12 protein-coding genes are annotated in these 12,290 nt (G+C 67.9%); 3 read left to right on the top strand and 9 right to left on the bottom strand.

Annotated elements, in window-relative coordinates; genetic code table 11:
• Positions 1-123 precede the first annotated feature (123 nt).
• Positions 124-711, top strand: a complete 588-nt coding sequence (locus tag ABNX08_RS25030) for a TetR/AcrR family transcriptional regulator (RefSeq protein ID WP_022538390.1) — start codon at positions 124-126, stop codon at positions 709-711.
• On the opposite strand, the gene ABNX08_RS25035 is transcribed toward ABNX08_RS25030, so the two are convergent.
• The 8 genes from ABNX08_RS25035 to ABNX08_RS25070 all read right to left on the bottom strand — a co-directional run bounded on the left by ABNX08_RS25035 (position 697) and on the right by ABNX08_RS25070 (position 8,894).
• Positions 697-1,449 carry an alpha/beta fold hydrolase gene (locus ABNX08_RS25035; protein ID WP_041682040.1) on the bottom strand — a complete coding sequence of 251 codons (753 nt, stop codon included), beginning with the start codon at positions 1,447-1,449 and terminating at the stop codon, positions 697-699. The two genes, ABNX08_RS25030 and ABNX08_RS25035, sit on opposite strands and share 15 nt — an antisense overlap.
• A 17-nt stretch (positions 1,450-1,466) precedes the next feature.
• Positions 1,467-2,492, bottom strand: coding sequence for a M14 family zinc carboxypeptidase (locus ABNX08_RS25040; protein WP_022538392.1), 1,026 nt, complete (start codon positions 2,490-2,492; stop codon positions 1,467-1,469).
• Between the two features lie 135 nt (positions 2,493-2,627).
• Positions 2,628-3,515, bottom strand: coding sequence for a LysR substrate-binding domain-containing protein (locus ABNX08_RS25045; protein WP_041682041.1), 888 nt, complete (start codon positions 3,513-3,515; stop codon positions 2,628-2,630).
• 145 nt (positions 3,516-3,660) lie between these two features.
• Complete coding sequence (locus tag ABNX08_RS25050; protein ID WP_022538394.1) at positions 3,661-5,817, bottom strand: phosphocholine-specific phospholipase C; 2,157 nt, start codon at positions 5,815-5,817, stop codon at positions 3,661-3,663.
• Positions 5,818-5,869: 52 nt separating this feature from the next.
• Positions 5,870-6,106, bottom strand: a complete 237-nt coding sequence (locus ABNX08_RS25055; protein WP_022538395.1) for a hypothetical protein — start codon at positions 6,104-6,106, stop codon at positions 5,870-5,872.
• A gap of 199 nt (positions 6,107-6,305) precedes the next feature.
• Positions 6,306-6,449 carry a DUF2474 domain-containing protein gene (locus tag ABNX08_RS25060; RefSeq protein ID WP_022538396.1) on the bottom strand — a complete coding sequence of 48 codons (144 nt, stop codon included), beginning with the start codon at positions 6,447-6,449 and terminating at the stop codon, positions 6,306-6,308.
• Complete coding sequence (gene cydB / locus ABNX08_RS25065) at positions 6,449-7,456, bottom strand: cytochrome d ubiquinol oxidase subunit II (RefSeq protein ID WP_022538397.1); 1,008 nt, start codon at positions 7,454-7,456, stop codon at positions 6,449-6,451. The genes ABNX08_RS25060 and cydB overlap by 1 nt, the downstream gene beginning before the upstream one ends.
• 4 nt (positions 7,457-7,460) lie before the next feature.
• Positions 7,461-8,894, bottom strand: a complete 1,434-nt coding sequence (locus ABNX08_RS25070; protein WP_022538398.1) for a cytochrome ubiquinol oxidase subunit I — start codon at positions 8,892-8,894, stop codon at positions 7,461-7,463.
• Positions 8,895-9,281: 387 nt separating this feature from the next.
• On the opposite strand from ABNX08_RS25070, the gene ABNX08_RS25075 reads away from it, so the two are divergent.
• Complete coding sequence (locus ABNX08_RS25075) at positions 9,282-10,040, top strand: sulfite exporter TauE/SafE family protein (protein ID WP_022538399.1); 759 nt, start codon at positions 9,282-9,284, stop codon at positions 10,038-10,040.
• Between the two features lie 55 nt (positions 10,041-10,095).
• Here ABNX08_RS25075 and ABNX08_RS25080 read toward each other — a convergent pair whose 3' ends face one another.
• Positions 10,096-11,037: a LysR substrate-binding domain-containing protein gene (locus tag ABNX08_RS25080; protein WP_022538400.1), complete on the bottom strand. Its 942-nt coding sequence runs from the start codon at positions 11,035-11,037 to the stop codon at positions 10,096-10,098.
• A gap of 143 nt (positions 11,038-11,180) precedes the next feature.
• Between ABNX08_RS25080 and ABNX08_RS25085 the strand changes: the two genes are divergently transcribed.
• Complete coding sequence (locus ABNX08_RS25085) at positions 11,181-12,197, top strand: tripartite tricarboxylate transporter substrate binding protein (RefSeq protein WP_022538401.1); 1,017 nt, start codon at positions 11,181-11,183, stop codon at positions 12,195-12,197.
• Positions 12,198-12,290 lie beyond the last annotated feature (93 nt).

Genomic DNA, 12,290 nt, shown 5'->3' on the forward strand with positions numbered 1-12,290 from the left:
TTGACACTGCGCTGATCCTGGGCGGATGGGTAGGGCTTTGCCTTGTGAGCGGGTCCCTCATCACGCTGATCGCACAAACGCTGCCGGCCTGAACCACCGGCGGCAAGACGAGGAACTGGCCCCATGAAATCCCGATCCGTACGCGACCAACTGGTCGAACACGCGCAGGTGCTGATCCGCCGTCGGGGTTTCAACGGCTTCAGCTACCGCGACCTGGCCGAGCTGGTCGGGGTGAAGACCTCCAGCATCCACTATTACTTCCCGTCCAAGGACGACCTGGTGCTGGAAGCAGTGCGCGAGTACAGCACGCGCATGCAGGCGCGCCTGCGCGCCATCGACACCAGCCTGCCCCCAGCGGAACAGGCGCGGCAATACCTGGTGCCGTTGCGTGCGGGCGCAGGCACCGACCAGGCCTGCCTGGTCGCCATGCTGTCGGCGGACGTGCTGGCGCTGCCCGAGGCGGTACGCGCAGTGATGCAGGACTACGTCCGCTTCAACGAGCAATGGCTGGCACACTTGTTTGAGCGCGCCGCGGCACAGCGCGAGACGCCGTACCTGGAACCGCCGCAGCAGCTCGCACAAGCGGTGTATGGCGCGTTGCAGACCGGCCTGATCAGTGCGCGGCTGTTCGGCTCGGCGGATCGGCTCGATGCCGCCGCTTCGCTGTTGACCAGCACCATGCCGGTCGAACCGGCGTTAGCCGACGCCTAGCATCACCCGGGCCGCCGCGTCGCACAGCCACTGCGGATCGTCGTGGGGCAGGTCGTGGCCGGCCCAGTGGTGTGTCAGCAGCGGTGCGCCCCAGGCCTGCGCGATGCGTGTGGAACACACCGGATCGACCAGGCGATCGGCCGCGGACGCAACCAGCAGTACCTTGCAGCGAGGCGCGCTTGCGGGCGCGCGATAGCGTGCCGCAGCCAGCAACTGCGCCAGCGCCGACTGCCGGCTGACCGGCGCATCGGCGGCGATGGCCTTCCACGCATCGATATCGCCCGCCAGCGTATCGGCACGCGCGCAGGTGATGGCGTGGATGGTGCACTCGCAGAGTTCGCGGTCGTGCCAGCGCTGCACCACGCGCAGCAGCTTGCCCCAGTTGCGCGGGCGCAGCCGCTGCGCCGGCGTGCAGAACGGCCGCATGCTGGTATTGATCAGCACCAGCGCGCCGACTTCCTCCGGATGCATGCCCGCCCACTCGGTCGCGACCATCGCGCCGAGCGACATCGCCAGCACGCGGTAGGGCCCGTGTGCACCGGCATCCGGCAACTGGCGCCGCACCGCGCCAACCATTTCCCGCACACCCCAGGGCGCCGGCTGCGCCGACAGCGCGCCGTTGCCCGGCAGGTCCGGCAGCAGCGGACGCCCAAGCCCGGCCGCTTCCCATTGCGTCGGCAACGTCCCCCAGTGGCGCGATTCGCGCGTCAGTCCCCTCAGAAATACCCATCGACCCATGGATCGGCCCATCGCGTTCATTGCTGCGGCTCCTTCTGCCAGTGCGCGCGCGCCTGCTGCAGCAGCAGCTCGCGCTGCGCGCCGCGCGGCCGCCACCGTTCGGGCGCAAACGCGATCCGGCCCAGGAAGTCGAACAGGCTGACGTGCCGGCGCAGCACGCGCGCGGTGCGGTGCGCCTTGATCGGGTTGAAGATGCCTTCGCGTGAGAACAACTGGCGCGGGTTCTTCTTGATCCACAGCCACGAGCCCAGTTCCAGCGTCATCGGCAGGAACAGGTTGCCCGGCTGCGCCAGGTCGTAGGCATGGTCCCACAGGTCGCCATGCAGCAGGTACTGGTGGCTTTGTGGCTCGAAGGTATAGCCGTGGTGCGGATGGGCCTGCTCGAACAGCGTCTTGAGCAGGTACATCTCGGCCAGGTGCGCCATCGGCCGGCGCGTGCGCGCGTACGGGAACCAGATGCTGTCGCGCCAGCCGTAGCCGGAGTGGCAGTCGACCGCAAAGCTGAGCGGGCGCGGCAGCAGTTCTTCCTGCACCACGCGCAGCAGTGCGCGGCTTTCCACTTCCATCGGCGCGCCGGCCGGGCCGCGGTACCACGGCAGCCAGGCGCCGATACGCTGTCCGCCGGCGAGGAAGGGCACGCGCGCATCGGCGTCCTGCGGCCCGTTGCGCATCAGGTCCACCCCGTTGGGGTTGGCGCGGGTGCCGGCCCACATGCCGCCCGGGTTGACGATCGGCATGAACACCAGCCGCACCGCCTGCAGCTCGCGGTGCAGCAGTTCGTCCCACGCCAGCCGGCACAGCAGCGAGCGCAGGTAGTCCAGCACCAGCTGCGTGCCGATCCGTTCCAGACCGTGGATGCCGCCGAAGATGCCGATCGCGGGCGCCGCCGGATCGCGGCTGCCGAGCGTGGCCACATGCACGGCGAAGCGATGGCCCTGGACCGTGGTTTCGCAGATCACGCGGGTATCCAGCACGTGGCTGCCGGCGTCCAGCAAGGACAGCAGCTGGTCATACTCAGGAAAGCCGGCGGCGCGCGCGATCATGCAGTTCAGGTTAGTGGCAATGCGGCGTCCGCGCCAGCCGAAGCCGGCAAGGCTGGCGCGGCGCGGTGACCACGCAGTAATGAACGCAGCAAGATTTCCCGTAGCGGCATCGGCGCTTTGCGCATGCGCGGATCTTCAGGCAGCCTGCGCCTCGGTGGCCGGCTCGGTCAGCGCCACGCATTCCAGGAATGCGCCGACGAGGCGAGTGTCGCGCCGGCTCTTCAGGCAATAGAGATATTCATGGAGTACCGGCGCACCGTGGGCGAATGCCACCACCCGCAGCCGCGGGTCGCGCGGCACTTCGCCCAGCGGTACCACGCTGGCGCCCAGGCCCAGCCGGATCGCCTCGTAGATCGCCTCGCGGCTGCCGATCACGGTGTGCGGCGGCAGCTCCTGCCCGCAGGCGGCCAGCGCATCCTCGGTAGCCTTGCGCGTCATCGAGCCATGCTCGCGCACCAGCAGGTGGCAGCCGCGCAGCTGCGGCAGCTCGACCTGCGCGAGCCGCGCCAGCGCATGGTCCGGATGGACCACCAGCACCATCGGGTCCGACGCCAGCCGGATGCGCGCGAGGCGCTCGTCATCGACCGGGTGCGACGACACCGCCGCGTCGATGCGGTACTCGAACAGCGCCTCCAGCATCTGCTGCGAGTTGCCGATGTCCAGGCTCACCTCGATCGCCGGGTAGCGCCGCCGGAACGCCGCCACCGCGCGCAGGATGTAATAGGGTCCCGTGGCGCCGACGCGCAGGTTGCCAAAGCGCAGGTTGCCGGCGTTGCGCAGCAGGTAGTCGGCATTGCCTTCCTGCTGCATCAGCTGCTCGACCACCGGCATCATCGCCACGCCCACGTCGCTCAGGTCGACGCGGCTGGCGCGGCGGTGGAACAGTTCCACGCCGTAGGTCTCTTCGAGCTGGCGGATGCGGCCGGTCACCGTAGGCTGGCTGACGCGCAGCTGCCTGGCAGCCATGGTGATGCTGCCCTGGCGCGCCACTTCAAAAAAGGTCATCAGCAGGTCGCCAAGCATGGTCATCCGCACGGTTGTGGAGGAAGTGGACCGGACAGGTCCGGACGACCGCGCAGTCTAGCGGGACAATATGACAAAACGGCTACGCCCGCCCCGGCCGCGAGGGCCGGGGCGGGCGCACTGCTTCGCGCCAGGCGCGCGCGGGTCAGCCGATCACTCCCATCGCCGGGTCGGACACGCTGTCCTTGCCGGTCTCGATGCGCCCGGCAAAGCGCCGCGTAAAGCCGCCCTGCGTGGCGCTGACGGTGAAGTCGTACCAGTTGCCCTGCCGGCCCACTGGCCAGTGCTGGTCGAGCTGCTTGCCGGCCGGGATCTCGAAGGTCCACGGGCCGTCACTGCGGTAGGCATTGGGCCGCACGGTGAAGGTGCAGGGCGCGCTGCCGGTATTGATCATCGTCAGGTACACGGCCGCGTTGGCGATGTCGTAGCAGACGCGGATCTCCGGCATGCTGGCATCGGCTGGCGTGACCGCGGCCACGTCGCCGCGAAAGGCGCGGTGGAAGCCATTAGGGCCAAGTACCCACAGGTCGTACTTGCCGCTGTCGGCGGCAAAGACGTCCCAACTGCCATGCAGCTCCTTGCCCGGCTCGACCAGGTAGCGGCGCGGCACGCGGTCCAGGTGCAGGCGGTCGTAGACGTGGAACACGGCAGCGGCCGTGCCGGTATTGGCGAACAGCAGCCACAGCCCGCGGCTGTCGCGGGCGTCTTCCCGGGCGCTGACATGCAGCTCGTAGGGCAGGGCGCGCGACGGGCGCGTGCCGGTGTCCTGTTGCGGCATCTGCTGGCTGCCCGCCGCGGGCAGCGGTACCTGCGGCAGCACGCCCTGCGCGGTACGGATCGCGTCGGCGCTGGCCTTGTCGCGATTCGGCAGCGAGGGCAGCGGGTTGGCGTTCGGGCTGACGAAGTTGAAGGCCGAGGTCAGGTCGCCCGCCACCGCGCGGCGGAAGCCGCTGATATTGGGCTCGGCCACGCCGAAGCGGGCTTCCAGGAAGCGCAGCACCGAGGTGTGGTCGAACACCTGCGAGTTGACCCAGCCGCCGCGGCTCCACGGCGACACCACGTACATCGGCACGCGCGGGCCCGGCCCGTAGGGATGCTTGTCGACGTGGTACTCGGGCGCGACGTCTTCCGGGGCGAGCGTGGTGGCGCCGGCCAGCGTGTCGCCGTCCCAGGCCGGTGCGCACGGCGGCGGCAGATGGTCGAAGTAGCCGTCGTTCTCGTCGAAGTTGATCAGCAGCACGGTCTTGCTCCAGACCGCGGGGTTGGCCGTCAGCGCATTGAGTACCTCCTGCGTGTACCACGCGCCCTGCACCGGGCTGGACGGCCCGGGGTGCTCCGAGTACGTGGCCGGCGCCACGATCCACGACACCTGCGGCAGCTTGCCGGCGGCTATGTCGTCGCGCAGCGCCTGCAGGAAGCCGCCGTCCGGCATGGTGTTGGCCACGCCCTTGAGCAGCGGACTGATGGTGTCGTCGGCGCTGGTGTACGGCGGGTAGGGGCTGCCGTTGGCCTGGTTGCCGCGCGCGGCGTTGGCGTCGCGGTATTGCCTGAAACCCGCGAGCGGGTTGTCGGTGAAGTTGTCCGGCATGTTCTGGTAGACCTTCCAGCTCACGCCGGCCGTGTCCAGCCGCTCCGGGTAGGTCTTCCAGGTATAAGGCGGGGCCGAACCCGTGAACGAATCGCCGCTGTTGTCGATCACCGGGCCGCCGTTGGCGCCGCCCGGGTCGTTGGTGCCGGTCCAGTGGAACAGGCGGTTGGGGTTGGTGCCGCCGTGGAAGCTGCAGTGGTAGGCGTCGCACAAGGTGAAGGCATTGGCCAGCGCCACCTGGAAGTCAAGTTCGGCCTCGGTGTAGTAGCCCATCGACTGGGTCTGCTTGTAGGTCGGCCACTTGTTCATGCGGCCCAGGTCCCACGCGTTCTGCGCATCGGGGTAGGAGTGCGGCGTGCCGCTGACGCGCTGCGCGTTGCCGGCGCTGCTGTCGAGGTGGTACGGCAGCACGGTGCGGCTGGTGCCGCCGTTCACATAGGTCTGATGCAAGACGTTCAGGCCGTCCGCCAGCGGGATCGGGAAGCGGTCGCCAAAGCCGCGCACGCCGCGCAGCGTGCCGAAGTAGTTGTCGAACGAGCGGTTCTCCTGCATCAGGATGACCACGTGCTCGACATCGTGGATGGTGCCGGTGGCGTTATTGGCCGGGATCGCCAGCGCACGGCGGATGGCAGGCGGAAAGGCGGCCAGCGCGGCGGTGGCGGCGGCGCTGCCACCGGCGAGTTTGAGGAAATTGCGTCTGCTTTGCGGGTTCATGGATTCTGTGCCGGGTAGTTGTTCTGGAAGGGACGACAGGCCGGGCCCGGCTTCAGGGCGCGCAGCGCATCTGCGGCTTCACCGCAGGCGTCTCTCCGGGCCGGTCACTGCCGTTCCCCTGTCCGGGGTTGCCGCCGGTGCCGGGAGCGCCCGGCGTGGCCGGCGCTGCATTGGGCGAGCCGGTGGTGGCGCTGTCGTCGGAGTCGCCGCCGCAAGCGCTCAGCGCCGTGCACAGCAGCAGGGCAGCCAACCAGTGGGGCCGGGCCAGGGTGGAAGGTCGGAAGTTCATGGTTCATCTCCTGCAGGGATCGGTAGCGTGGCGCCCGCAGAGTAAGAACCTGGGTTGTCACCGTGGTGACAGAGAGGCAAAGAATGCTGATGGAGCTATTCAGATTCTTGGAGGCATTGCAGACAAGGCAGGCGTGACAAGGCCGCGCGGGGCGTATGCGCCGCGCGGCAGAAGGAGAAAATCAGGGAGGTGTGAAACGTCAGCTACGGAAGCCGACGCCCTGCATGATCATCCGCAGCACCCACGCGGCCACGCCGAGCGCCGCGACGCTGGCCGCCCAGATCAGCACCAGCCAGCCGACACGGCGCAGCCAGGTCGATGCGCCGGGACGTTGCGCGCCCATCAGTGGTAGCCCTCGCCGTGGCGGACCTTGCCGCGGAACACGTAGTAGGCCCATACCGTGTACATCAGGATGAACGGGATGATGAACAGCGCCCCCACCAGCGCAAAGCCCTGGCTCTGCGGCGGCGCGGCGGCGTCCCAGAAGGAGATATTCGGCGGGATGATATTGGGCCAGACGCTGATCGCCAGCCCGCTGTAGCCGAGGAACACCAGCCCCAGCGCATACATGAACGGCGAGATGTTGGGCTCGCGGCGCAGCGCGCGCATCAGCATGAACATGCACAGCGCCACCAGGATCGGCACCGGCGAGAACCAGAACAGGTTGGGCAGCCTGAACCAGCGCTCGGCGATCTCCGGGTGCGTCAGCGGCGTCCACAGGCTGATCACCGCGATCACCGCCAGCAGCAGCCAGGCGAGCGTGCCGGTCAGCTTGATCATGCGCTGCTGCAGCTCGCCCTCGGTCTTCATGATCAGCCAGGTGCTGCCCAGCACGGTGTAGGCCACCACCAGCCCCAGCCCGCAGAACAGCGGGAAGGGCGTGAGCCAGTCCAGCGGCCCGCCGGCAAAACGGTGGCCCTCCATCTTGATGCCATCGATATAGGCGCCCAGCGCCACGCCCTGGAAGAAGGTCGCCGTGGCCGAGCCCAGGATAAAGGCCGCATCCCACACCGGGCGCTCGCGATCGTTGGCCTTGAAGCGGAACTCGAACGCCACGCCGCGGAAGATCAGCCCCAGCAGCATCAGCATCAGCGGCAGGTAGAGCGCGCTCAGCACCACCGAGTACGCCAGCGGGAATGCCGCCAGCAGCCCGGCGCCGCCCAGCACCAGCCAGGTCTCGTTGCCGTCCCAGACCGGCGCGACCGTGTTCATCATCACGTCGCGGTCATGCCGGTCCGGCACGAACGGGTAGAGCATGCCGATGCCCAGGTCGAAGCCGTCCATCACCACGTACATCATCACGCCAAAGAAGATGATGACGATCCAGAGAAGGGAGAGATCGATGCCCATGGTGTCAGCTCCGGCTGCGTGCAACGGGGGTGGGGGCGAGCACTTCGTCGTCGTCCACGGCGGACAGCGGCCGGGCCGGCGTATGCCCGCGCCCGGGCCCGCCTTCCGGCTTGAGTTCCTCGATCGCCGGCCCCTTGCGCACCAGCCGCATCATGTAGGCGATGCCCACGCCGAACACGAAGAAATACGCCACCACGAAGATCGCCAGCGTCACCGCCAGCTCGGGCACGCCGTGCGGCGACACCGCATCGGCGGTGCGCTGCAGGCCGTAGACGACCCACGGCTGGCGCCCGATCTCGGTCGTATACCAACCAGCGAGGATCGCGATCACGCCGGTCGGTCCCATCCACAGCGCCATATGCAGGAAGCCGCGCGCACGGAACATCCTGTCCTTGCGCCGCAATAGCAGGCTCCATATGCCCAGCAGGATCATCAGCAGCCCCAGCCCGACCATCACGCGGAAGGACCAGAACAGGATGGTGGAATTGGGCCGGTCCTCGGGCGCGAACTCCTTCAGCCCCTTGATCTGCCCGTCCCAGGTATGGGTCAGGATCAGGCTGCCCAGGCGCGGCACTTCCACCGCGAAGCGCGTCTCCTCGCGCGCCATGTCGGGCCAGCCGAACAGCAGGAGCGGCAGGCCTTCATGGCCCTTGTTCTCCCAGTGGCCTTCCAGCGCGGCGATCTTGGCGGGCTGGTGCTTGAGCGTGTTCAGGCCATGCAGGTCGCCGATCACGGCCTGGATCGGCGCGACGATCAGCAGCATCCACATCGCCATCGACAGCATCTTGCGGATGGCGGGGTTGTCGCGGCCGCGCAGCAGGTGCCATGCGGCGGAGGCACCTACGAACAGCGCCGTGGCCAGGAACGCCGCCACGCTCATATGCAGCAGGCGATAGGGGAACGAGGGGTTGAAGATGACTTCGAACCAGTTGGTCGGCACCACGCGGCCGTCGATGATCTCGAAGCCTGCGGGCGTCTGCATCCAGCTGTTGGACGCCAGGATCCACGTGGCCGAGATCAGCGTGCCGAGCGCGACCATCACCGTGGCAAAGAAATGCAGCCCCGGCCCGACCCGGTTCCAGCCGAACAGCATCACGCCCAGGAAGCCAGCTTCCAGGAAGAACGCCGTCAGCACTTCATAGGTCAGCAAGGGGCCGGTGATACTGCCCGCGAACTCGGAGAAGAAGCTCCAGTTGGTGCCGAACTGGTAGGCCATCACCAGCCCGGACACCACTCCCATGCCGAAGTTGACGGCGAAGATCTTGGACCAGAAGTGATAGAGGTCGCGGTAATGCGTCCGCTGCGTTTTCAGCCAGCAGCCCTCGAGCACCGCCAGGTAGGCGGCCAGGCCGATGGTGATCGCGGGAAAGACAATGTGGAAAGAGATGGTGAAGCCAAACTGGATGCGGGCGAGGTCGAGCGCGGTCAAACCAAACATGTCGTGTTCTCCGTGGCGCTGGCCTGACGCACGCCTTGGACGGCGCGGCGCTGCCGATGAGGCAGGCCGGGCCAGTCGGCAGGGCGCGCCGGGGCGCGGGCCGTAGGCGCGTGCGGTAAAGCGTAGTGTACGCCGCGCGCCGCGCAAAGTGCAGCATGGCAGCACGCGGCGGGCGGGCGACATTTCGCCGCATGCGGTCGCATTCGCCGCTTATGCACACCGTCAGTCCTGCTTGCCGATGCAATGCTAACCAAGCGCGCGTTCGCGGAACAGCATCACCTCAATGGAAAAACACCGTATCAGTTTTGCGCGCTGCAGCAGCACCGTCGGCTGACACGGTGAGTAATGAAGTGCATAGTCACGCGCTTTGCCGTCCTCGCTGCCCATATGGATTCCACCTTGCTGATCGTGATCGCCGGCGCCGCCGTGGCCGGCTTTGTCCAGGGCCTGTCGGGCTTTGCCTTCGGCATGGTGGCGATGTCGTTCTGGGCCTGGGCGATCGAGCCCCGGCTGGCGTCGGCGATGACGGTGTTCGGCGCGCTCACGGGCCAGTTGCTGGCGGCGGCGTCGGTGCGGCGCGGGCTGTCGTGGCGGCGGCTGTGGCCGTTCGTGGCCGGCGGCGTCTGCGGGATCCCGCTGGGCGTGGCGATCCTGCCGATGCTCGACGCGCAGTGGTTCAAGGCCGTGCTCGGCGGCTTCCTGACGCTGTGGTGCCCGGTGATGCTGATGGCGCGCCGGCTGCCACATATCGGCGTGGGCGGCCGTGTGGCCGATGGCGTGGCCGGTGCGGCCGGCGGCGTGATGGGCGGCATCGGCGGCTTCACCGGCGTGATCCCCACGCTGTGGTGCACGCTGCGCGGTTTCGACAAGGACGAGCAGCGCGCGGTGATCCAGAACTTCAACCTCGCCACGCTGGCAGTGACGATGGCCACCTATGTCGGCAAGGGCATCGTCACGCGCGAGATGCTGCCGATGTTCCTGGTGGTGGCGCCCGCGATGCTGGTGCCGTCGCTGCTGGGCGCGCGGCTCTATCTCGGTATCAGCGAGGTCGTTTTTCGCAAGGTGGTGCTGTCGCTGCTGACGGCGTCCGGGGTGGCGCTGCTGGCGACGTCGGTGCCGGTGCTGCTGGCGCGCGGTGCGAACTAGTCCAGCGCCTTTTTTCAATCCGCAGCGATGAAGACGTCGCGTGCGAGGCCGCGCGCTATGCGTTCTTGACCTCCACTGCAGCCTCGCGCAAGCACGCCACCAACTGATCCGCACTGAGCGACGGCGCACGCTCCCGCAGGGTGATGATGCCCACTGGCGGCAGTTCCACCGGCACCTCCATCGCCAGCACATGCAGCCGGCCTTCGGCCTGTAGCGCCCGTGCCACCGATGCCGCCATGAAGCCCGCGGCATTGCGCTGGCTGACGAAGGTGGACAGCGCGAGGTAGGACGACGACTCGATCACGTCCTGCGGCGGATGCAAGCCGTAGCGGTAGAACGCCTGTTCGATCTTCACGCGCAGCGAGGCCCACGGCGGCGGCATGACACAAGGCATTTCCGCCAGGTCGGCCCAGCCGGGGCGCGCCTTGCGCGCGAGCTTGTGGCCGCGCTTGACAACAACCACCATCGGTTCGTCGTAGAGCGCTTCTGTCAGCAGGTCGGGCGCCGCATAGCCGGGCTCGAGCCGGCCGACGATCAGGTCCAACTCGCGCAGCCGCAGCTTGGGCAGCAGGTGGGTGAGATCGCCTTCCTCGACCAGCACGGTGGCGCGCGCATGGCGGTCCTTCAGCATTCCCACGGCCCGAGCCAGCAGCACCGGCAGCGCCGCACCCATGGATCCCACGCGGATGCGGCCCGACGCGCCGCTCTCCGCCGCGGCAATCTCGTCGCGGGTCTGCTCGTACTGCGCCAGCACCGAACGCGCAAAGCGCACCAGCGATTCCCCCGCGGGCGTGGGCTCGGTGCCGCGCGTTGAGCGCGTGAACAGCGTCAGCCCCAGTGCCTTCTCGACCTCAGTAAGCACCTTGGACACCGCCGGCTGGCTGACCGACAGGAACTCCGCGGTGCGGCCGAGATGGCGGAACTCATCCAGCGCCACCAGCAATTGCAGGTGGCGCAGCTTGATATTGGAGCGCAGCGCGCGATCGATCTGGACCATGCCTGGAGTCTACATAACTATAGGCTTATGAAGCAATGCCAGTTATTAATTGGATTGTTATGTTCGTTCGAGCCAGAATTCGGGCATGAAGAAGCTGGCTGCGCCAGCCTCGCCCATAATCAAAACATCGGAGACACCCGCAAATGACTCAAGGACTCCCCATCGATCTGAAGCGCCGCAACCTGCTCATCGGCGCTGCCGCGGGCGTTGCTGCCGGCGCCGCCGGTGTACTGCTGCCGGCTGGCCGTGCGCTGGCGGGCGAGTATCCCGAGCGCCCCATCACGTTTATCTGCCCGTGGCCGGTCGGCGGTACCGCCGACCAGTCGATGCGCGCGCTGTGCCAGGTGGCAGGCGGCATCCTCAAGCAGTCGATCGTGGTGGAGAACCGCGCCGGTGCCTCCGGCATGATCGGCACCAAGGCGCTGGCGCGCGCCACGCCGGACGGCTACACCATCGGCCAGATCCCGATTTCGGTGACGCGTTTCGCGCAGCTCGGCATGCTGCAGCTGGATCCGCGTACCGAGCTGACCTACCTGGCGCGCACCTCGGGCCAGACCTTCGGCATCGCGGTGCCCACCAACTCGCGCTACAAGACGCTGCAGGACGTGGTGGCCGCAGCCAAGGCCGATCCTGGCAAGGTGACGTATGCGCACGCCGGCATCGGCGGCGCCACCCATGTCGGCATGGAACAGTTCGCGCTGGCCGCAGGCGTGCAGTTCAACGCGATCGCCTACAAGGGCGGCGCGGCCGCGCTGCAGGACGTGCTGGCCGGACAGGTGGAACTGCTGGCCGATTCCAGCTCGTGGGCGCCGCACGTGGAAGCCGGCAAGCTGCGTCTGCTGGCGACCTGGGGCGAGCAGCGCGCGTCGCGCTTCAAGGACACGCCGACGCTCAAGGAGCTTGGCTACAACGTGGTGGTGGAAGCGCCCAACGGCATTGGCGCGCCCAAGGGCCTGCCGCCCGCGGTGGAGAAGAAGCTGCGCGACGCCTTCCGCGCCGCGGTGGCGAGCAACGAGTTCAAGCAGGTGGCCGCGCGTCTCGATGCGCCGGTGATGTACCTGGACGGTCCCGACTACAAGAAGTACGTGGCCAGCGTCTATGACCAGGAAACGCAGCTGATCAAGCGCCTCAAGCTCAAGGAACTGCTGCAGCAAAGCTGAGCCGGAGGCGAACTCCGCGCCTTGCCGCAGGCGACCCCGAGCCTGGCCACAGGCGAATTCCAAGCCTGGCCGCAGGCGTACAACTAGCGAACC

The organism is Cupriavidus sp. DF5525 (assembly GCF_040149425.2).
In the GTDB taxonomy this organism is placed as follows: domain Bacteria; phylum Pseudomonadota; class Gammaproteobacteria; order Burkholderiales; family Burkholderiaceae; genus Cupriavidus; species Cupriavidus pickettii_A.